This is a genomic window from Undibacterium parvum, from assembly GCF_003955735.1.
GTDB classification, from domain to species: domain Bacteria; phylum Pseudomonadota; class Gammaproteobacteria; order Burkholderiales; family Burkholderiaceae_D; genus Undibacterium; species Undibacterium parvum.
The window spans coordinates 4,594,177-4,616,414 of sequence record NZ_CP034464.1 but is presented as its reverse complement, the minus strand read 5'-3'; the positions used below and the strand labels follow the sequence as shown (position 1 = coordinate 4,616,414).

Here is a 22,238-nt window from a genome sequence, read left to right as displayed (position 1 = left end):
CGTGTTAAATTGACTTGGAGCAGGACCCAAAACTTAGGGCTCTGCTCCAAGTTCCCCATTAAAATCAAGTTCTCTGACCAGTTTGCAAGCGCCACAAGGCAGCATAGCCCGCGTCCAAACTCAGTAATTCTTCATGCGTGCCGCTTTCTATAATCTGACCATCTTCCATTAAATGTATGCAATCGGCCTGCCGCACGGTCGACAGCCTATGCGCGATGATAACGGTGGTGCGACCACGGCTAACCACATCGAGGCTGCGTTGTATTGCGGCTTCAGTCTCATTATCAACCGCGCTGGTGGCCTCATCAAGTATCAAGATTGCCGGGTTTTTTAGGATGGCGCGAGCTAAGGCTAAACGTTGGCGCTGACCGCCAGAGAGTTTCTGTCCACGTTCTCCTATCTTGGTGGCGAAACCTAGCGGCAGTTTATTGATAAATTCTGTCGCTTCGGCCGCGCGTGCCGCTTCGGCGATCGCCTCTTCACTTGCATCTGTCATTCCATAGGCGATATTCTCAGCTATGCTGCCGTCGGTCAAGAAACTGTCTTGTGCTACATAGCCTATGCTACGTCGCAGATCCTGTAAGTCCAGCGCTTCAATAGGTCGGCCATCGAGCAGTATTGTGCCTTCGCCCACATGATAAAAACGCAGTAAGAGTTTTACTAAAGTTGATTTCCCCGAACCAGTAGCCCCCACGAAGGCGATGCTTGCACCAGCGGCTATCGTGAGATTAAGTTTTTCAATGGTTGGCCTGTCGCCATAAGAAAAACTCACATCCTTAAAGCGCAATTCACCTTTGAGCTTACTACTATCCACAGGCTCGCCCGCATAACTGATTTGAATTGGCGTTTGCAGCAGTGTCATGACTCGGTCTATCGATGACATGGAGCGTTGATACATGTCTGCGACATCGGCCAGACTGGTTAAGGGCCAAAGCAGGCGCTGCGTCAGAAACACCAAAACTGAATAGGCACCGACGGCTAATTCAGCATGTAGCACCAGCCAGCCGCCATACACCAGGGTCGCAGTGAACCCGGCCAGAATTGCCATGCGTATCACCGGAGTAATGGCGGCACTGATGGCAATCGCGCGCTCGTTCGCGTTGCGGTAAGCCTGGCTAGCCTGGGCAATGTGCGCGCTCTCTAAATCCTCTGTGGCAAAGGCCTTGATCGTGGCTAAGCCGAGTAAATTATTATTCAGACGCGCACTGACGTCACCCGCAGCGACTCTGACCTCGGCATAGCGTGGTGCCAGGCGTTTTTGAAACCAAAAAGCACCAAACAAGATGAACGGTACAGGCAACAGTGAAATCACCGCTAGAGATGGTTGTAATGAGAAAAATACTGCGCTGACCATAATGGAAGAACACAGCACTTGAATAATTTGATTGGCGCCACCGTTTAGGAAGCGTTCCATCTGATTAATGTCTTCGCTCAGCACCGACATCAGGTTGCCAGTGCGCTGATTTTCGAAATAGGCCATTTCCAATTTTTGCACATGGCTATAGGTATCAAGGCGTAGGTCATGCTGCAGGTTTTGTGCCAATTTACGCCATTTCAGTGAGAGCAAATATTCAAACCAGGATTCACCGCCCCAGATAAGTACATTTAGCGCACCTAATAAAATCAGTTGATGCCAGGTGTCGGTAATTCCAAAGCCCCCCAGTATTCGCTTCGCCATAAAACTTTTATCGCCATTGACCACGATATCGACCGCCACGCCGATCAACACTTCAGGCAGTATGTCAAAAAATTTATTCAGTACCGAATACAGAGTCGCCAGACGAAAATCTAGGCGGTAATTGTTGGCGTAGCTAAGTAATTTCTTAAGTGGATGAATACTGGTCTTGGTCATGGTGAACGTAAATATTAGGAGAGTTTTTATAAAAATACGCAACACAAACGAAAAAGGCATCAAGAAAAATCTCAATGCCTTTTGCCGGATAAGCGCCCGCTAAGCTAAAAAATTAGCTTAGTCTTCGCGACGTAAATGCGGGAATAAGATGACATCACGGATGTTAGGCGAATCGGTGATCAGCATCATCAATCTATCTATGCCTATTCCGCAACCGCCAGTTGGTGGCAGTCCATATTCCAAGGCGCGAATATAATCGGCATCGTAGAACATGGCTTCTTCATCACCAGCGTCTTTGGCCGCAACTTGTGCCTGGAAGCGCGCAGCCTGATCTTCGGCATCGTTCAACTCAGAGAAGCCGTTGGCGATTTCACGACCGGTCATGAACAGTTCAAAGCGTTCGGTAATGCCGGCAACGGTATCGGATGCGCGTGCCAGTGGCGACACTTCAACCGGGTAATCAATGATGTAGGTTGGTTCCCACAATTGCGCTTCAGCTGTTTCTTCAAACAGCGCCAATTGCAATGCACCCAAACCAGCGGTGGCAAATGGCTTGACACCGAATTTCTTCAGTTCTGCCTTAATGAATTCGGCGTCGTGCAATTGCTCATCGCTGTAGCCTGGCGCATATTTATTGATTGCGCCAACGATGGTGAGACGCTGGAACGGCTTGGAAAGATCGAGTTCCCTGCCCTGGTAAGTTAGCACTGCCGTGCCGTGCGCATCAACTGCTGCCTTGCGGATGACTTCTTCAGTGAAATCCATGAGCCATTTGTAATCGACATAGGCGGCATAGAATTCCATCATCGTGAATTCCGGATTGTGACGTGGTGATACGCCTTCATTGCGGAAATTGCGATTGACTTCGAAAACGCGGTCAAAACCACCGACTACCAGACGCTTCAGATACAGTTCAGGCGCGATACGCAGATACATTTCCATGTCCAGCGCATTGTGATGCGTGATGAAAGGCTTAGCTGCCGCGCCACCCGGAATAACGTGCAACATCGGCGTTTCGACTTCCATGAAATCATGGCTATTCATAAAGCTGCGTATCGAGTTCATCGCAGCGGTACGCGCCTTGAAAGTGCGACGAGTGTCTTCGCTCATGATCAGATCGACATAACGCTGGCGATACTTGGTTTCCTGATTCGATAAGCCATGGAACTTATCTGGCAATGGGCGCAAAGATTTAGTCAGCAAACGCAGTGTCGTGACTTTTACGGTCAACTCATCGGTCTTAGTTTTAAACAGCACGCCAACGATGCCCAGAATATCGCCCAAATCGTAGTGGCGGAAGGCTTCCATTTCCACTTCGCCAGTCTTATCGCTGGTGATGTAGAGCTGAATACGGCCATCAGCCTTTAGGCCTGATGCATCTTGCAAAGTGGCGAATGCCGCTTTTTTGCCAGCTTCACGCTTGAGCATCATACGGCCAGCGATCGCCACCTCTACGTTCATCGCTTCGAGCTCTTCACGCGTATGTGCGCCGTATTGCTCTTGCAATGCCGCGGCTTTGTGCTGAGGGCGGAAGTCATTCGGAAACGCTACGCCTTGCGCGCGGATCGCCGCCAATTTGGCACGTCGCTCGGCGATGATGGAGTTTTCGTCTTGTGGCAGTTCTGCGGCCGGTATATTTTGTTCTGACATATGAATGCTCTTTATTGTGGGTGCAAAGATGCGCACCATGATTGCAGAGGAGAGCGGGCTTAGCGCTCTCCGTGTACTTGTAAAATTACACGCCTTGTTTTAATGAGGCAGCAATAAAATCATCAAGATCGCCATCGAGCACGGCCTTGGTATTGCCCATCTCAAAATTGGTACGCAAATCTTTGATGCGGGATTGGTCCAATACGTAGGAGCGAATTTGGTGACCCCAGCCAACATCAGTCTTGGTGTCTTCCAGATTTTGCTTTTCGCTCATGCGCTTGCGCAATTCGAGTTCAAATAATTTTGCTTTCAACATTTCCCAAGCCTCGGCGCGGTTACGATGTTGACTACGGTCATTCTGACACTGTACGACGATGCCAGAAGGACCATGTGTCAAGCGTACTGCGGAATCGGTCTTATTAATATGCTGACCACCGGCACCGGAAGCTCGATAGGTATCGACCCGTACATCGGCTGGGTTAATATCAATTTCAAACGACTCATCGACTTCTGGATACACAAACAGGCTGGAAAACGAGGTGTGACGGCCGTTGGCGGAATCGAACGGTGACTTACGCACCAGTCTATGTACGCCAGTTTCTGTGCGCAGGAAGCCGTAAGCGTAGTCGCCCTCAACTTTGAGCGTCGCGGTCTTGATGCCAGCCACCTCGCCATCGGATTGTTCCATGATTTCGACCTTAAAGCCCTTGCGCTCACAATAGCGTAAATATTGACGTAGCAGCATAGAAGCCCAGTCTTGCGCTTCGGTACCGCCTGCGCCAGCCTGAATATCGATGAAGCAGTTGTTCGGATCCATAGGATTATTGAACATCCTGCGAAATTCCATGCCCTCGACTAGCCCCTTCAAGGTCTCCGCATCGAGCTCGACCGCCTCTAAGGTTTCTTCATCGGCTTCTTCACGCGCCATTGCAAACAGATCGTTGGCGTCTTTTAGGTCGGTGTCGATTTTCGTCAAGGTATTGACGATAGCTTCTAGGGATTTTTTTTCCTTGCCTAATTCTTGGGCGCGCTTAGGCTCTTCCCAGACTTTAGGATCTTCTAATTCGGCGTTAACTTGTTCCAGTTTCTCTGACTTGACATCGAAGTCAAAGATACCTCCGAAGTTCGGCTTCGCGTACCGTCAGGTCAGCGAGCAGGTTGGACAGGCTATTGAGGCGTTCGGCTTCCATATTTTTCTCTGCAGTCTAATTAAATCGAACCTTTGATTATACATGATGAGGTGCTAAGACTCTCGAAGTCAGAGACAAAATCCCGGATTTTTACGAATGAGAAAATTTTACTGTTCAGCGCAAAACAAGAGATGTAAATTGCATAATTAAGAAGGAGTTATTTCAAAGTAGTAAAAATTGATTTCTGTTGTTTTTGTGTCGCTAGAAAAACATTATGGATTTTTTTCTCTTCATTTTTACGGTTTTTGCGTCTCAATTTTTGTGTAAATATTGCATTGCAATAAACGAATTTTTGTTGATATTTCGTTTGTGGTTTAGATGAGTTTTGTGTTTGTTGCAAAGATATTTTTGCTGTTACGCAGCATGAAATTAGCGATTGACGAATTAGAACGGTCGTTCCAAAATCGACAAAATGAATTAAATTAGGAAGAAAGCTCTAAAACCTCGTTGAAATTAAGAAAATCAATTTTCTGGAGAATGAATGTCCGCCTACCCAAAAAGCCCTTTGATGGGTCAAATGATGAGCAAACCCTTGCTCATTTCTAGCATTATCGAACACGCAGATAGGCATTTCGGTGGCAATGAGATTGTTTCAAGGCGGGTCGAGGGCGACATTCATCGCTACACGTATCACGATTGTCATAGCCGAGCAAAAAAATTAGCCAATGCTTTGCAACAATTAGGCGTGGTGCTCGGGGATAGGGTCGCCACTCTGGCTTGGAACGGCTACCGCCACATGGAAGCCTATTATGCGGTTTCAGGTTCTGGTGCGGTGCTCCATACTATTAATCCACGCCTGTATCCGGAGCAGATTGCCTACATCGTCAATCATGCCGAAGACCAATATCTGCTATTTGACATCACTTTCCTGCCAATTATTCAAGCGATCGCCAAACATTGCACTACCGTCAAGGGTTTTGTAATGATGTGCGACAGGGACCGATTGCCAACTGATGGTAGTGTTCCTAATCTCTTGTGCTACGAAGATCTAATCGCTGCCAACTCGGATCAGTTTATTTGGCCCTTGTTTGACGAGAATTCTGCTTCCAGCCTTTGCTATACCTCGGGTACGACCGGTAATCCTAAGGGCGCCTTGTATTCGCACCGCTCTACGGTCTTGCATTCTTATGCTTCGGCTATGCCAGATGCGCTTAATGTTTCGGCGCGCGATGCCGTCTTGCCGGTGGTGCCTATGTTCCATGTAAATGCCTGGGGCTTGCCATATTCTGCGCCGTTAAGCGGAGCGAAATTGGTATTCCCAGGTCCACACATGGATGGTAAATCCTTGTATGAACTGTTCGAACAAGAGCAAGTCACTTTCTCCGCCGGAGTGCCCACTATTTGGCTGGGATTACTCAATTATGTCGCGCAAAATAACCTGCGCTTCTCCAGCTTTAAGCGCACCGTCATAGGCGGCTCGGCTTGCCCACCTTCCATGATGAAAACGCTCAGACATACTTATGGCGTTGAAGTGATACATGCCTGGGGCATGACCGAGATGTCACCGCTAGGCACCACTGGCACGCTACAGGCCAAGCACATGGGCTTGACCGACGCACAGCAGGAAGCTGTTTTACTCAAACAAGGTCACGCGGTGTATGGCGTGGATATGAAGATAGTCGATGATGCTGGTGCCGAGTTGCCTTGGGATGGCATTACGTATGGGAACCTACTGGTCAAAGGCGAATGGATTATTCATAGCTATTTTAAACAAGAGGGCGGCGATATTTTGGAGGATGGTTGGTTCCCTACGGGCGACGTGGCCACTATCGATGCAGACGGCTATATGCAAATTACAGATAGAAGCAAGGACGTCATCAAATCCGGTGGTGAATGGATAGGCACCATCGATCTGGAAAACGTGGCGATGTCTTTCCCCGGGGTTTTACAAGCCGCCTGTATCAGCGTATTTCATCCCAAATGGGATGAGCGCCCCTTATTGGTCGTCGTTAAAAAGCCCGATGCCGAAATTGATAAAGCCGCTTTGCTGCAGTTTTATGAGGGCAAGATCGCCAAATGGTGGACCCCGGATGACGTGGTCTTTATCGATGCCCTGCCTTTGGGGGCAACAGGCAAGATACAGAAAAACAAGTTGAGGGAGCAATTTAAGGATTACAAGCTCCCAACGGCGTAACTGTAAGTATAAGGTGTTTGATGGTGCTCGCGGGTGAGCAAGAATTAAGTAAAGCAGTCATGTTTTTGTGTTTTGAGTTCGTCGTTATTCCGATAAAAATAAAGGAGATAGACCAATGAAATTTCAATTACGCGCGTCCGTTGTAGCACTTGCACTGATCTCAGTCGGGCCGGTGGCCATGTCCGACACCATCAAAATCGCCTATATCGATCCGCTTTCTGGGCCGTTCGCACCGGTAGGACAAAACATTCTGAACTCATTTCAATACGTAGCAGAGAAAGCCAATGCCGAAGCTTGGGCGGGTGGGCATAAAATCGAAGTGGTCGGTTTTGATAATAAAGGCAGTCCTCAGGAGTCGCTGACAGTCTTGAAAACTATTATCGATAAGGGCTTTCGCTATATCACTCAGGGTAATGGCTCCGGGGTAGGTCTGGCCTTACTCGATGCAGTGAATAAACACAATGAGCGCAATCCTGGCAAAGAAATTCTCTACTTAAATCATGCAGCGGTCGATCCTGATATGACCAATAGCAAATGCAGTTTCTGGCATTTCCGCTTTGACTCCAATTCAGATATGAAGATGGAGGCATTGACCAGCTTTATGGCAAAAGACCTGGCGATCAAGAAGGTCTACATCATAGGTCAGAATTACTCCTTCGGCCATCAGGTTACCCGTGCCGCCAAAGAATACCTCGGTCGCAAACGGCCGGACATTCAAATCGTTGGTGATGATCTGCATCCTATTGGACAGGTAAAAGATTTCTCGCCTTATGTGGCGAAGATCAAGGCATCCGGTGCTGATACTGTCATTACCGGCAATTGGGGCGCCGATCTTGCCCTATTGATTAAGTCCGCCAAAGACGCCGATTTAAAGGCTAATTTCTATACTTATTATGCCGGCACCACCGGGGTGCCGACTGCGATGGGCGCCGCCGGTATCGATAGGGTCAAGCAAGTGAGCTACTGGCATCCGAACAACGAGAGCTTTTCTGGAAAAGAAATCGTCGAGGGTTTTAAAGCCAAGTATAAAGATGATTACTATTCCATGGCCACATATACAGTCATCGCTAGCCTGTCCAAAGCGGTTAAGGAGTCGAAGTCTATTGAGCCATTAAAAGTAGCGTTGACGATGGAGGGTATGACGGTAAAGAGCCTCAATGGTGATGATGTGTTGCGCAAAAGTGATCATCAGATCCAGCAACCCCTGTATATCTCCACCTGGGTCAAGACCAACGGCAAGGACGTGAAGTACGATCAGGAAAACACCGGCTTGGGATGGCAGACCAATCAAAAAATTGAAGCCTTTGTCGCCTCGCAACCCTCGTCTTGCCAAATGAAGCGTCCAAATTAATCGCTAAGTTCATCAAGAAAGAGAGTGCTGCAGCCAGCACTCTCTTTTTTTCGCGGCAAAGCTAACAATCGCTAGTGCGCATGCGTAGCCAAACTTTAAAGGAGTTCAATTGGAATTTACCCTGATCACCTTGCTCAACGGTGTGAGTTACGGCTTGCTGCTGTTTATGCTGTCCTCTGGCCTAACCTTGATTTTCAGTATGATGGGCGTACTCAATTTTGCGCACGCCAGTTTTTATATGCTGGGCGCGTATTTTGCCTATACCATCAGCAGCAAACTGGGATTCTGGCCGGCCTTCTTTCTGGCCCCCTTATTAGTAGGATTATTGGGTGCCTTAGTCGAACGCTACGGCTTACGCTCGGTGCATAAGCATGGGCATATTCCAGAATTGTTATTCACCTTTGGCTTGTCGTATGTGATCGTCGAATTGGTGCAATTGATTTGGGGTAGATCCACCGTTCCGTATGCGATTCCAGCCATGCTCGATGGTCCCTTATTTACTTTATATACGACCACTTTCCCTATCTATCGCGGCTTCATGATGCTGGTGGCTTTGCTGATGCTGCTCTCCATTTATCTGCTACTAACCCGCACCCGTATCGGTCTGGTGATACAGGCGGCGCTGACGCATCCCGAAATGGTCGAGGCCTTGGGGCACAATGTCCCCAGAGTCTTCATGCTGGTGTTTGGCGGTGGTTGTGCGCTGGCAGGCTTGGCCGGGGTGGTGGGCGGAAATGCCTTCATCACTGAACCGGGCATGGCGGCGACCTTAGGAAGTATTATTTTTGTGGTGGTCGTGGTCGGTGGCATGGGCTCGCTAGCCGGTGCTTTCATCGCATCGATATTGATAGGCGTGGCGCAGACGTTTGCGGTCGCCATCGATTATTCGCTGATGTCGGCCTTGGCAATTGCGGGTATCAAAGTCACTGCCAATACCCCGGCCTACGCACTACTTAGTTTGAGTGTCTCTCAAGTAGCACCTATCCTGCCGTATTTGCTCTTGGTGCTGATACTAATTTTCCGCCCCAGAGGCTTACTCGGCACGCGCGAAGGATGATCATGACTAAGCCGCTCTCATATACCCCTATCAATCTAGGGCGCCGGATTATTTGGTCCAGTTTTGCTTTGCTGTTGCTATTCGCGCCGCTGCTGTTTAGTAGTGGTGCTTCTCTGTCCCTGTTGTCGCAGATGGGTACACTGATGATATTTGCCTTGTCCTTCAATATGTTATTAGGGCAGGGCGGTATGCTCTCTTTTGGTCATGCCGTGTATTCCGGGCTGGGAGCCTTTATCGGCATACATACGATGAATTTAGTGAGTGCAGGTACTTTATCCATTCCTATTAGCCTGGTGCCCTTGGTTGGTGGTTGTGCCGGGATGTTTTTTGGTGTGCTGTTTGGCTATGTCACGACCAAAAAATCCGGCACCACCTTCTCCATGATTACTTTGGGAATGGTCGAATTGGTATTCGCATGCTCTTTGATGTTTCCTGGTTTTTTCGGCGGTGAAGGTGGCATCTCTACCAATCGCGTGATCGGAAAACCGATACTGGGAATTAGTTTTGGGCCGCAGATAGAGGTGTATTACCTGATCGCCATCTGGCTCTTCATCAGTGCAGTCGGCATGTACGCATTTACCCAGACACCTTTGGGCCGATTGATCAACGCGGTCAGAGATAATCCTGAGCGGGTCGAATTTATCGGTTACAACACTCAATGGGTGCGTTATCTGACTCTAATTTTATCGGCATTTTTTGCTGGAATCTCGGGTGCCTTGTCGGCGATTAATTTTGAAATTGTCAGCGCCGAGAACGTCAGCGCGATACGTTCTGGTGGAGTTTTACTGTTCACCTTCATAGGCGGCATAGGCTTTTTTTTCGGACCTATGATAGGCGCCATCTTAGGTGTGCTGCTGACCGTCATCTTGTCCGACCTGACCAAGGCATGGCAACTCTATCTAGGCATCTTCTTTATTTTAGTGGTGATGTATGCGCCAGGCGGCATCGCTAGTATCTTGATGATGAACTTGCGAGTTTTGAAATTTGGTTTGTACAAAAAAATCTGGCCATCGATGTGGAAACTCATACTCGCTTGCGCTGTGCTGGCGCTAGGCGCTGTAATCAGCATAGAAATGTTGTATCAAATCTCATTGGAGGGTGCTGGTGCAGCTGATATGCAGTTATTCGGAGTTGCTTTTGCGCCCGCTAAGCCTAGCGCATGGATAGTGCCGCTGATGCTAATGCTGGTAGGCGGACTCAGCTTCTTACGCTTGCGTCCTAGCTTTGCCCGAGATTGGGGCGAGGCCAATACCGACATACAAGAACAATTGCGGAGATCTCAAGCATGACAGTGTTTTCTTTGGAACTTAAAGATGTTAGAAAAAGTTTTGGTCAATCCGAAATAATACGCGGCTCCAATCTGCAAGTGCCGAAAGGCGAGAGATTTGCCATCATAGGGCCGAATGGCGCGGGCAAGTCGACGCTGTTTAATCTGATCTCCGGGCGCTTTCCGATTAGTTCTGGGGCTATCCTTTTAAACGGCGAAGATATTTCGCGACTGCGTCCGTTCGAGATCAATCGACGTGGTCTGTCGCGTAGCTTTCAGATTACAAATATTTTCCACCGCTTGTCTGTGTATGAAAATCTGCGTTGCGCGGTGTTGTGGTCTCTAGGCTACAAATATTCGTTCTGGCAACGCCTGAATGGCTTGAAGGATGCGCATGAACGGGTTGAGGCGGTGCTCGAACAGATCGGCCTTAAGAATAGACGTGAGATAGGTGCTGGCTTACTTACCTATGCCGAACAGCGCGCGCTCGAGATAGGCGTGACCATCGCTGGTGGTGCCGACGTGATTTTGCTCGATGAGCCGACCGCAGGCATGAGTCGCTCCGAGTCAGATGCGGCGGTGGAATTAATTCGCAAAGTCACTGTTGGCAAGACTTTATTGATGGTGGAACATGATATGAGTGTGGTGTTCGGCCTGGCCGATAAAATCGCCGTGGTGGTATATGGCGAAGTGATTGCCTGCGATACGCCTATCAATATTCGCAACAATCAAAAAGTAAAAGATGCCTATTTGGGTGGGCATGCACCCGTCGAGGTGGCAGCATGAGCGGTTTTTTTGAAATCAAAGATTTACACGCTTACTACGGCAAGAGCCATGTCTTGCACGGGGTGGATTTACGGGTGGATCGCGGCGAGATTGTCAGCTTACTCGGACGCAATGGGGTAGGGCGCTCGACCACGATCAAGGCAGCGATGGGGCAAGTCGACGCCCAAGGCTCGATACTTTTTAAAGGTGAACAACTGATAGGGCTAAAAGCGTTTCAGATCGCCCATAAAGGCCTGGGCTATGTGCCGGAAAATCGGGATATTTTCCCTAGTCTGAGTGTTGAGCAAAACTTGCTGCTGGGGCAAAAGTCGGGTAAGCCAGCTGCTGGCAAGCCACGCTGGTCGCTTGATGATATGTATAGAATGTTCCCGCGCCTCAAAGAGCGTCAGCACACTGCGGCTGGGGTGCTGTCGGGCGGCGAACAACAAATGCTGACGCTATGCCGCACCCTGATGGGCGATCCGGATCTGGTGATGATCGATGAACCGACCGAAGGCTTGGCGCCCAAGATCGTCGATCTGGTCGCCGAATATCTGAAAGAATTAAGGAATCGCGGTATCTCAGTACTGTTGGTAGAGCAAAAACTCGCGATCGCGCTAGAAATTTCTCAGCGCGTGTATGTGATGGGACATGGTTGCATCGTGTTTGAAGGCAGTCCGCAAGACTTGCGTGGCAATCAACGGATACGCCAGGAATGGCTGGAAGTGTGAGTTGGTGTTGTTCTAACTAGTTAATATACTCCCATGGGTATGGTTTTTATCCCCATATAGAATATGCGCGATTGCCGTATTTTGTTAAAAAATGAGGGGAGTATATGCAAGAGCACGCGCAAACAGCGTTTGCAACGGGTAGCGCGTGTTTCAAAAAAAGCATATTACAAATATTTTTAACAATAAATAAAACGATCGTACTATTTTGCGTTATAGTTGAAACTCTTTAGCGGCCAGGCCCTAGAATCAGTGACCAGTGCAAACTGGCTCACACTAGGGCGGCTCTCAATAGCACCGCAAGAAATTTTTATTCTTTGCAATACCGCGTATTTCACTCGATTACATTTAGGAATAGACATGAGCGCCGAATATCAAGTTAAGGGCAACATCGCCGTCATCACTCTGAATAATCCACCAGTCAACGGCCTTGGTCACGCCAGTCGCGCTGCCGTCGTCGAAGGTATGCAGCAGGCTTTGCAAGATGAAGCGATCACTGCGATCGTCATAACTGGTGCAGGTAAAGCCTTTTCTGGTGGCGCAGATATTAAGGAATTTAATTCTACCAAAGCCTTTGCCGAGCCTTCGCTGCAGACTGTGATCAACGTCATAGAAAATGCCAGCAAACCGGTGATCGCAGCGATCCACAGCGTGTGTATGGGTGGCGGCCTGGAATTAGCCTTAGCTTGCCATTACCGCGTTGCCACAGCTGGCGCACAAATCGCTTTGCCCGAAGTCAAGCTAGGCATTTTGCCAGGCGCAGGCGGAACGCAGCGCTTGCCGCGCGTGCTGGGTCTGGAAATGGCACTCAATATGATCGTTTCCGGTACCCCGGTGGTATCAGAAAAACTGGCTAAAACTGGCCTATTTAATCAAATGCTGGAAGGCGACTTAATGCAGGGCGCCATAGACTTTGCCAATACTGTCGCCGCGACCCGTCCTTTGCCACGAGTGCGCGATATCAAGATTGATTACCCGAACCACGAAGCATTTTTGCAATTTTCGCGCAATACCGTGGGCGCCATGGCTGGACCGTTTCCTGCACCTTTAAAATGTGTAGAGGCAGTGGCAGCGGCCGTGACGATGAAGTTCGACGATGGCATACAGCTGGAACGTCAGCTGTTTTTAGAATTGGTTCAAAGTACAGAGTCGAAGGCCTTGCGCCACGCCTTCTTCGGTGAGCGCGCCGCTGGCAAGATTCCTGATGTGCCAGAAGATACGCCACTGCGCCCTATCAAATCGGTAGCGGTGATCGGTGCCGGCACCATGGGCGGCGGCATTGCCATGAATTTTGCCAATGCCGGCATTCCGGTTCAAATCCTGGAGATGAAACAAGAGGCGCTCGATAAGGGTTTGGCGACTATCCGTAAAAATTATGAAAACACGCTAAAGAAAGGCAAGCTGACCCAGGAGAAATTTGAGCAACGCCTTGCCCTCATTACTGGCACCATGTCGTATCAGGACATCGCACAGGCCGATCTGGTGATAGAGGCGGTGTTCGAAGAAATGGGCGTTAAGCAGCAAGTCTTTAAAAAGCTCGATGAAGTCATGAAGCCAGGTGCGATTATGGCCTCAAATACCTCAACGCTGGATGTTGATATGATCGCCAGTTTTACCCAGCGCCCACAAGACGTCATCGGCATGCATTTCTTTAGCCCGGCCAACGTCATGAAACTGTTAGAGATAGTGCGCGGCAAAGCCACTGCAAAAGATGTTCTGGCTACCGTGATGGCCTTGTCTAAAAAGATTAAAAAGACCGGCGTAGTCTCTGGTGTCTGCGATGGCTTCATCGGCAACCGCATGATAGAACAATACAGTCGTCAAGCAGGCTTCCTGCTGGAAGAAGGCTGCACACCGGAACAAGTCGATAAGGCAGTCGAAAAACTAGGGTTTGCAATGGGGCCTTTCCGCATGGGCGATCTGGCTGGTAACGACATAGGTTGGGCGATACGCAAGCGTCGCTATATCGATAAGCCGCTGGTGACGTATTCAAAAACGGCCGATTTATTGTGCGAGTTGGGGCGCTACGGACAGAAGACAGGCGCCGGTTGGTATGATTACAAACCGGGTGACCGCAAAGCTTACCCATCACAAGTCGTCAATGACATGATCGTTCAGCATTCTGCTGATTTGGGTATAGCAAGGCGCAATATTTCAGATCAAGAAATCACTGAGCGGCTGATATTCTCACTGGTCAACGAAGGTGCGCATATTTTAGAGGAGGGCATCGCCATGCGCGCATCGGATATCGACATGGTGTATCTGAGCGGTTATGGCTTCCCTCTGCATCGCGGTGGACCTATGTTTTACGCCGATACTCTGGGCTTGCCGAACGTGATCATGGCGATGGATAAGTATGCCAAGGGCCGCCACGGCGATGCCTGGAAAGTCGCGGCTTTACTGGCAAAGTTGGCCAAAGAAGGAAAGACTTTTAATTAAGGCGGAAGCAGTGATTTTTTGATCGTTCAGTGGTAATACTTTTTGAGGGAGGCGGAATCTTGATTGCGTCTCCCCTTTTTTTTGCCTTTTACCGATGAAGGCATAGAATCTAAGGCAGTTTTTCGGTGTTCTCGGCTGGCGATGCTATAATCTAAGGTTAGTTATTATTCTCATTGCAAAAAGGTTTTTACGTGCTTTCTACCGCAAATATTACGATGCAGTTTGGCCCAAAGCCAATCTTTGAAAACATTACCGCCAAATTTGGCGAAGGCAATCGCTATGGCTTGATTGGTGCCAATGGTTGTGGAAAATCCACCTTCATGAAAATTTTGGGCGGCGATCTGGATCAATCCTCCGGCACCGTAATGTTGGATCAGAACGAACGTCTGGGTAAATTGCGTCAAGATCAATTTGCCTATGAAGAAATGCGCGTGCTCGATGTCATCATGATGGGTCACACAGAAATGTGGGCTGCGATGGCCGAACGCGACGCCATTTATGCAGATCCAGAAGCGACCGACGACGACTACATGAAGGCGGCCGATCTGGAAGCGAAGTTCGCCGAATACGATGGATATACAGCAGAAGCCAGAGCCGGTGAGTTATTGCTAGGTGCCGGAATTCCTATCGAGCAGCATCAAGGTCCTATGAGTGCGATCGCACCAGGATGGAAATTGCGCGTACTGTTGGCGCAAGCCTTGTTCTCGAATCCGGATATTCTCTTGCTCGATGAACCGACGAATAACCTCGATATCAATACCATCCGTTGGTTGGAAGATATTCTAAACGAGCGCAATTCGACCATGATTATCATTTCGCATGATAGGCATTTCTTGAATCAGGTTTGCACGCACATGGCCGATATGGATTACGGCACTTTGCGTATTTACCCTGGTAATTATGATGACTACATGCTGGCCTCGTCACAGGCACGTGCCCAGCAGATGGCCAATAATGCAAAAGCCAAAGATAAAGTCTTAGAATTGCAGGATTTTGTACGCCGTTTCGCGGCGAATAAATCCAAAGCACGCCAGGCTACCTCGCGCGCCAAGCAAATAGAAAAAATCAAGATCGAAGATATTAAGCCTTCTAGCCGTCAAAATCCTTTCGTGCGATTCGATGGCGAAAAGAAATTGCACAGATTGGCAGTTGAAGTTACCGGTCTGGCAAAATCCTACGATCGTACACTGTTTAGCAAGCTTGACCTGATGGTAGAGGCGGGAGAGCGCATCGCCATCATCGGCGCAAATGGTGTCGGTAAAACTACCTTATTGCGTTGCATAGGTGGGGAAGAGCTATGCCATCTGAGCGCCGATAAAGGTATCGTCAAATGGGCGGAAAATGCCAATCCAGGTTATATGCCGCAAGATCCTACCGAGGAATTTGCCAGCGATAAAAACCTCACGGACTGGATCGGTCAGTGGACCAAAGAAGGCGACGATGATCAGGCCGTGCGCGCTATCTTAGGTCGCTTATTGTTTGGCGGTGACGATGTCAAAAAATCAGTCAAAGTACTATCCGGTGGTGAAAAAGGCCGCATGATGTACGGTAAGCTGATGCTGGGTCGCCACAATGTCTTGTTGATGGATGAGCCTACCAATCACATGGATATGGAGACCATAGAATCTTTAAATATAGCATTGGAAAAATACGCAGGCACCTTGATTTTTGTCTCGCATGATAGGGAGTTTGTCTCCTCACTGGCAACCCGCATCCTCGAGATCAAAGAAAACGAGATCATCGATTACAGCGGCACCTATGAAGAGTACTTGTCTAGCCAGGGCATACAATAATTAGACGCTAGTACGCGCCTCAAGAATAAAAAAAGCCAGATACGATCTGGCTTTTTTTATTGGATAGTGGATTGATTCTTTTAGTTAGGACAGAAGCTTCTTTTTAATCATCCGCTATGATTTTATCGGCGACTACATTGCTATCAGCGTACAACAACTGATCCAATCTATCACGCAAACTACGCGCCATTTCCTTGCCTTTTGCTTTCAAAATCGCCTCGATATACACATTTCTCAAGTCGTTAAAATCTTGCAGATTGCCAGCGCGTTCCACCTTCATCTGCAGGGCAAAACCGCGCAAACCTAAGGTGCTTTTGATGGTTTCATTATAAAAATTGTATAGGGCCTGGAAGCGTGCCGCAGTTTCCGCCGGGCTTGTGACTGGCATCGTTGGCGCGCTGCCCGCTGCTAAGCTAGGATTGGCGATCGCTGAGACCGGCAAGGCTGCGAGCGCTGGTACAAGTTCAGCCATACCGCTAGAACTCATGATGATAAATTCCTGCTCCAATAAGTCGATCAGGCTTTGCTCATTTAGACCTAGCCCGAGTACTTTTTTAAGCAATTCGGCTTCCGATTGTTTTCCATCTATCATCACTAACAAGCTTCTCAATCTAGGTGCAAGTTGATACTTTCTTGTGGCGATTTCTTCCCTGCCTTTGTCTGCTTTATCGTAAATGATAGAACTCATGCCTAGCTCGTGCCTTTATCGTTTGTCTCGTTTTTAGGACTTATGCAAAACCGCCCCAGCGTCGTTGTCACCGCCTAGCCGTACTAAAGTACTGTCTTCAGCGGTGCGCCTAGCTGGAGCAATTTTGCCTACGTCCTAACTTTAATATTTGTAAGCTCGTATCAGTTTTGAATAGTACTCTTGAGTTTATTCATAACGACAAATAGCGAATTGAGGATACACTAAATCAAAACTTCAGGTTTCGAATCAAACGGATAGTCTTAGACGGATTGCTCGAACTAGGCTTAGTCGTGGTATCGGCACAACCACTACAGCTAGAGCAAGCACTACAGGAGGCTGCGACTGTGCTATTTCCCTTAGAAAAAAATGCGGCGAGACCAGGGCTCAATTTAGACAGCGCGCCGTGCAATTTTTGCTTAATATTCTGAGGTAGCCACTTTGCGAGTAAATAGCGCAAAGCGAGCAAGATAATCAAACTAGTCAGCATCACTTGCATCTTAGGTCCCTAGAAAATAATTGCTGACTGTGTAGGTGATGAATGATGCGAGATAAGCCAGTCCAAACAGATACGCCGCCATCAAAATCGGGTAGCGCAGGGTATTGGTCTCACGCTTTACCACGCTGAGGGTAGCGATACATTGCGGCGCAAACACATACCAGGCAAGTAAAGAGAGTGCGGTTGCCATGCTCCAGGAATGCGCAATTAATGGCTCTAAGCTGCTATTCAATTCGGCGCCACTTTGTGATAAAGAATACACGGTACCGAGTGCCGCCACCGCGACTTCGCGCGCCGCTAAGCCAGGTACCAAGGCGATACAAATCTGCCAGTTAAAACCTATAGGCGCAAACACCGTTTCTAGCATGCGGCCAAGCATACCGGCCACGCTGTAATAAATCGGCGGATAACTGGCGTTCTCTGGTGCGCCGGGGAAGCTACTGAGTAACCACAACAAGACCATTAGGGCCAAAATAATGGTGCCTACCCGTGTCGTGAAAATCACGATTCTTTCCCATAATCCTATCGCCAGATTGCGCAAATTCGGCAAGCGATATTCCGGCAACTCCAGCATCAGCGCATGTTGTACGGCTTTCCCCCATTGCATCTGGAAGCAGTAAGCGACCAGCATGGCAGACACTATCCCCGCCAGATACAGACCAAATAAAACCAGACCCTGCAGGTGCAGCCAGCCGAAAAACAGCGTATCAGGAATGAAGGCGGCAATGATAAGCGTGTAGACAGGTAAGCGTGCCGAACATGTCATTAAGGGCGCGATCATGATGGTGATCAAGCGATCACGTGGATTTTGTATGGTGCGCGTCGCCATGATGCCGGGAATGGCGCAGGCAAAACTAGACAGCAGCGGGATGAAAGCGCGACCAGATAGACCGACTTTACCCATCACTCTATCAAGTAAAAATGCAGCACGCGGCAGGTAGCCGGAGTCTTCCATCATTAATATAAAGAAGAACAAAATAATAATTTGAGGCAAAAACACCAGCACGCTGCCGGCACCACTAATCACCCCTTTGACCAATAAGTCTTGCAAGACACCAGCAGGTAGTGTGTCTGCCACTAACTGCCCCAATTGCTCTATGCTGGCCTTAATAAAATCCATGGGGATTTGCGCCCAGGCAAATACCGCCTGAAACACAAAAAACATCAGCAGCGCAAAGATTACTGGTCCCAGCAAAGGATGCAGCACCAGACTATCTAACTTATAACTAAAATTACTATCCTGAGTCTCATCGATCTTGACGCAGTCAGCCAACAAGGCATTGACCTCATCCTGAATTTTTTCTGGTGCAGCACCAATCAAATTCAAATTCAAATTCAAATTCTGATTCGGCTGGCCAGTAGAATCAGCCGCAGTGCGCTTAAACTGCAAGGCGAACTGTTCCAGCGTGACTAACAATGCATCCACACCTTTTGTCTCCACCGCGACCGTCTCAACCACTGGGATTGCCAAGCTAGTCTGTAGTCGCTGAAGATCGATATGGATGTTGCGCTTGCTGGCAAGATCCATCATGTTTAAGGCCAGGATCAGCGGCGTACCCAAGGCTTTTAACTCTAAGACTAGCCGCAATCCACGGCGTAAATTAGTTGCGTCGACTACGCATACGATCACATCGGCTACCGCAGTGTCGCTGCGTGCGCCCGTGATCACATCAAAGGTGACTTGCTCGTCCGGAGTAATTGCATGCAAGCTGTAAGTGCCCGGTAAATCCAGCACTTGCCAATGCCGCCCGGAAGGTGCGACGAACTTACCTTCCTTGCGCTCTATGGTGACACCGGCGTAGTTAGCGACCTTTTGGCGCGCGCCAGTTAAGCGGTTGAAGAGGGCGGTCTTGCCGCAATTAGGATTTCCTACTAAAGCGATGCGGCGAGACGCTAAATCAGTATCACGCATCAAGCAATTCCAAGCGGGGCTATACCTATCAGTGCCGCCTCAAAGTTGCGTAAAGCAAAGGTGGATTGCCCTATGCGTACCGCAATTGGCTCGCCGCCAAAGTAGCCGCGATGGAGTATGCGTACAGATTCCCCCTTCACAAAGCCAATTTCTTTCAGGCGACGGGTTAGATTCAGTCCATCTTGTGGCTTCATGCTGTCAGAAACAGCGACATCAACAACGGTCGCGCTGCTACCCACTTTGAGCCTATCCAAGGTATTGGTGCTGGAGTGGGGGTTTGTTAGCTTATTCATTGGTGTTTCCGACTAGCGGCTGAAATCTAAATGGTAATGAGAATATATATCATTATCGACTTTGATTCAATACTCGCAGCGCCAAGAGTTGCCTTTACTTGATATGCCGCAGTCTTTGCTCTGGTATGATTGCGCCTTAAAATCAGAAACCGATGTAAGTTATGAATCTAAATTATGAATCTAAAAAGTTTTTTTGCTCTTAGTCTGATGATGTTGCCCTGCCTAGGGCAAGCACAAACAGCAGCCAACGTCTGCCTCAGTAAAAGTGGTGAGAAAGTCTTTTCTGAAGCAACTTGTGAAAGTCGGGATATGCGCACTGCGCCTGCCGATTTTCAAGTTCTGAGCGCCCAACCAGTCTTCGTTGTCCCTCCCAGTATTGCGGCCGTCGCGACGCTCGATAGCGCCCGCAATATTCCCGCCAAAGTCACAGCTGAAAAACCCTCAATCTACGGCAACTTTAAAGGCCTGGCGTGGTTTATCCTCGCCCTTATGCCGATCGCCGCCTGCCTGTTTTTGAGTTTTCACGTTGTCATGTACACCAGAAAACGCCTCAGAAAATTACGCCATGTGCGTAGCGAGATGGGCGAGGGTGAGGGCGAAGTAAAATTCAAAGCGAATGAGAATTAATGTCATTTACTCCGACATATTATTAATATACTACAACATTCAAGTACAATTCCGCGCTGTTAGCTCGAATACTACTTTGAATTTATGCAATTATCGTATAGTAAAACACCAAAACGCCGCACCGTCTCTTTAATTCCAACAGCAAAAACAATCGTTTCTTTGTCGTTTTTACGCCGCCGGCTACTCATAGTTAGCCTAGCGCTGCTGCCGGTACAATTAAGCTTTTCTCAGGCTATTCCAGCATCCCCAAATTCGCCAGCTAAACTTTTTCTCGATCAGGATGGTTTGCGACGTCAAGAAGAACGTACGCGGGAGCAGCAGCAGTTACTGCAAGCAAAATCTGATGTTCTGACTCGCCCACAAACTACCAAAGTTGTCGCCACATTGCCAATCGAGTCGCCGTGCTTCTCTATTTCAGAAGTAGAGTTTACCGGTGCAAGTGCATGGCGCTTCAGTTGGTTACAAGCAACCGTTCGGCCTTTTCTATATCACTGCGCTGGCGTGCAAGGTTTGCGTCTGATTGCCTCTACACTTGACGCTAAATTAATAGAATTGGGCTACGCCACGACGCGTGTTAGTTTGCCTCAACAAAATCTACGCGATGGCAGACTGGTGTTTGCATTGCAGGTTGGCCGTGTTTCCGAATTACGTATGATTAAATCGGGGATCACTGGCGATGTTCTCGATACTGCCTGGGGTACTTGGTGGAATGCATTTCCTACCAGCAAGGGCAACATTCTGAATATCCGTGATCTTGAACAAGGCGTAGAGCAAATGAAACGCCTTTCTAGTCAATCTGTTGCGACCAGAATTGAGCCGGGCCAGGAGCCTGATACCAGCATCGTTTTCATAGAGCGGCAATTAGGCCCCGTGCAAGACCGAATGCACGGCGGTGTCACGATCGATAATTCTGGCTCGTCAAGCTTAGGACGCACCCAATTATCAGGCTATTTCGCAATGGAGAATCTGCTGGGCTTAAATGATATACTCAATTTTGGAGTGAATAGCAATCTGGAGCACCCAAGTAGCGATCATCATAGTCGCGGATACTCCGCCAGTTATAGTATTCCCTGGGGTTTTCACAATTTTTCATACTCACAGAGTTCAAATCAATTTGCCCAGATAGTGCAGGGCACCACGGTACGTTTTTTATCTAGTGGGAATAGTGCCAGTAAAGACTTTAAGTGGAATTTCCTGGCCTTACGAACAGCGTCAAGCAAAGCAGGGGTATTCGCTGGCGTATCGACCCGCCACGCCGAAAGCTTTCTCGATGACGTAGAGCTGCTGGTACAACGCCGTCGCACCACGAATTTTGAAGCTGGCATCAACTTCAAGCAATTGCTCGGACAAGGCAGTATCGAGTTTGATCTCGGGCATAGGCAGGGAATGCCGTGGCGGGATGCACAAGATGACTTCGCAGGAGCCGCCGACGGTGGCCTCACCTTACGCCCCCAATTAACGACACTACACGTCACTTTAAATCAGACATTTCAGTTGGGCGCGCGGAACTATCAATATTTAGGTGCGCTACAAGGCCAGCACACCAGCGACAAAACATTAGCAATAGACCAGATCAGCATTGGGGGACGCTCCAGTGTGCGTGGTTTTGATGGCGATAGTGTCTTACTCTCAGAAAGCGGAATAATTCTGCGCAACGAAGTATCAACATTTACCCCTTTCTTCGATGGCATCGATAGTAGTAGTTATCTTGCACTTGATTTTGGCCAGGTTGGTGGCGCTAGCGTAGGCAATTTGATCGGTAATAAATTGGCCGGTATAGCAGCAGGCGTCAGAATAAAGAGCAAAGCTCTGCAACTGGATATGTCGCTAGGCACACCTCTGTATCACCCCGAGGGATTTCAGACCCTGCGCTGGAACCCTTATCTCTCACTGACCTATGCCTATTAGCGCTCAGAGTTACGCCGGGCACGAATAGGTACGAGTTTTATCTGGTCTTAGCAACGCCCTACAGAACAAACACAACTAGCCGGCTGCT

The 22,238-nt window shown here is 48.7% G+C and carries 17 protein-coding genes; 10 read left to right on the top strand and 7 right to left on the bottom strand.

What is annotated here, in order from left to right; genetic code table 11:
• Positions 1-64: 64 nt before the first annotated feature.
• The 3 genes from EJN92_RS20070 to prfB form a co-directional block, all read right to left on the bottom strand.
• Positions 65-1,852, bottom strand: a complete 1,788-nt coding sequence (locus EJN92_RS20070; RefSeq protein WP_227869617.1) for an ABC transporter ATP-binding protein — start codon at positions 1,850-1,852, stop codon at positions 65-67.
• Positions 1,853-1,969: 117 nt separating this feature from the next.
• Entirely contained in the window at positions 1,970-3,502 is a 1,533-nt protein-coding gene (gene lysS, locus EJN92_RS20065) for a lysine--tRNA ligase (RefSeq protein WP_126129454.1), read from the bottom strand.
• A gap of 85 nt (positions 3,503-3,587) precedes the next feature.
• A protein-coding gene (gene prfB / locus EJN92_RS20060) for a peptide chain release factor 2 (RefSeq protein ID WP_126129453.1) occupies positions 3,588-4,692 on the bottom strand; the annotation gives its coding sequence in 2 pieces (ribosomal slippage) (positions 3,588-4,610 and positions 4,612-4,692; 1,104 coding nt in all).
• A 481-nt stretch (positions 4,693-5,173) separates the two neighbouring features.
• Between prfB and EJN92_RS20055 the strand changes: the two genes are divergently transcribed.
• The 8 genes from EJN92_RS20055 to EJN92_RS20020 all read left to right on the top strand — a co-directional run bounded on the left by EJN92_RS20055 (position 5,174) and on the right by EJN92_RS20020 (position 16,226).
• The gene (locus tag EJN92_RS20055) at positions 5,174-6,826 is read left to right on the top strand and encodes a 3-(methylthio)propionyl-CoA ligase (RefSeq protein WP_126129452.1); all 1,653 of its coding nucleotides are present in this window, start codon (positions 5,174-5,176) and stop codon (positions 6,824-6,826) included.
• Positions 6,827-6,941: 115 nt separating this feature from the next.
• On the top strand, positions 6,942-8,177 hold the full coding sequence (locus EJN92_RS20050) for a branched-chain amino acid ABC transporter substrate-binding protein (protein WP_126129451.1): 1,236 nt from the start codon (positions 6,942-6,944) through the stop codon (positions 8,175-8,177).
• Between the two features lie 109 nt (positions 8,178-8,286).
• Positions 8,287-9,234 carry a branched-chain amino acid ABC transporter permease gene (locus EJN92_RS20045; RefSeq protein WP_126129450.1) on the top strand — a complete coding sequence of 316 codons (948 nt, stop codon included), beginning with the start codon at positions 8,287-8,289 and terminating at the stop codon, positions 9,232-9,234.
• Positions 9,231-10,523: a branched-chain amino acid ABC transporter permease gene (locus tag EJN92_RS20040; protein WP_126129449.1), complete on the top strand. Its 1,293-nt coding sequence runs from the start codon at positions 9,231-9,233 to the stop codon at positions 10,521-10,523. Before EJN92_RS20045 ends, EJN92_RS20040 begins: the two co-directional genes overlap by 4 nt.
• Complete coding sequence (locus EJN92_RS20035) at positions 10,520-11,287, top strand: ABC transporter ATP-binding protein (protein WP_126129448.1); 768 nt, start codon at positions 10,520-10,522, stop codon at positions 11,285-11,287. Before EJN92_RS20040 ends, EJN92_RS20035 begins: the two co-directional genes overlap by 4 nt.
• A complete protein-coding gene (locus EJN92_RS20030; RefSeq protein WP_126129447.1) occupies positions 11,284-11,997 on the top strand; it encodes an ABC transporter ATP-binding protein in 714 nt (237 codons plus the stop codon). Before EJN92_RS20035 ends, EJN92_RS20030 begins: the two co-directional genes overlap by 4 nt.
• A 357-nt stretch (positions 11,998-12,354) precedes the next feature.
• A complete protein-coding gene (locus tag EJN92_RS20025; RefSeq protein ID WP_126129446.1) occupies positions 12,355-14,433 on the top strand; it encodes a 3-hydroxyacyl-CoA dehydrogenase NAD-binding domain-containing protein in 2,079 nt (692 codons plus the stop codon).
• A gap of 191 nt (positions 14,434-14,624) precedes the next feature.
• Positions 14,625-16,226: an ABC-F family ATPase gene (locus EJN92_RS20020; RefSeq protein WP_126129445.1), complete on the top strand. Its 1,602-nt coding sequence runs from the start codon at positions 14,625-14,627 to the stop codon at positions 16,224-16,226.
• Positions 16,227-16,329: 103 nt separating this feature from the next.
• Here the strand turns inward: EJN92_RS20020 and EJN92_RS20015 are convergent, their stop codons facing one another.
• The 4 genes from EJN92_RS20015 to EJN92_RS20000 form a co-directional block, all read right to left on the bottom strand.
• On the bottom strand, positions 16,330-16,914 hold the full coding sequence (locus EJN92_RS20015; RefSeq protein ID WP_126129444.1) for a hypothetical protein: 585 nt from the start codon (positions 16,912-16,914) through the stop codon (positions 16,330-16,332).
• A 226-nt stretch (positions 16,915-17,140) separates the two neighbouring features.
• The gene (locus EJN92_RS21655; RefSeq protein WP_126129443.1) at positions 17,141-17,410 is read right to left on the bottom strand and encodes a hypothetical protein; all 270 of its coding nucleotides are present in this window, start codon (positions 17,408-17,410) and stop codon (positions 17,141-17,143) included.
• Position 17,411: 1 nt separating this feature from the next.
• The gene (gene feoB, locus EJN92_RS20005; protein WP_126129442.1) at positions 17,412-19,322 is read right to left on the bottom strand and encodes a ferrous iron transporter B; all 1,911 of its coding nucleotides are present in this window, start codon (positions 19,320-19,322) and stop codon (positions 17,412-17,414) included.
• Positions 19,322-19,615, bottom strand: coding sequence for a FeoA family protein (locus tag EJN92_RS20000; RefSeq protein ID WP_126129441.1), 294 nt, complete (start codon positions 19,613-19,615; stop codon positions 19,322-19,324). Before EJN92_RS20000 ends, feoB begins: the two co-directional genes overlap by 1 nt.
• Positions 19,616-19,789: 174 nt before the next feature.
• On the opposite strand from EJN92_RS20000, the gene EJN92_RS19995 reads away from it, so the two are divergent.
• Positions 19,790-20,242, top strand: coding sequence for a hypothetical protein (locus EJN92_RS19995; protein WP_126129440.1), 453 nt, complete (start codon positions 19,790-19,792; stop codon positions 20,240-20,242).
• An 84-nt stretch (positions 20,243-20,326) separates the two neighbouring features.
• Positions 20,327-22,150 carry a ShlB/FhaC/HecB family hemolysin secretion/activation protein gene (locus EJN92_RS19990; RefSeq protein WP_126129439.1) on the top strand — a complete coding sequence of 608 codons (1,824 nt, stop codon included), beginning with the start codon at positions 20,327-20,329 and terminating at the stop codon, positions 22,148-22,150.
• Positions 22,151-22,238 lie beyond the last annotated feature (88 nt).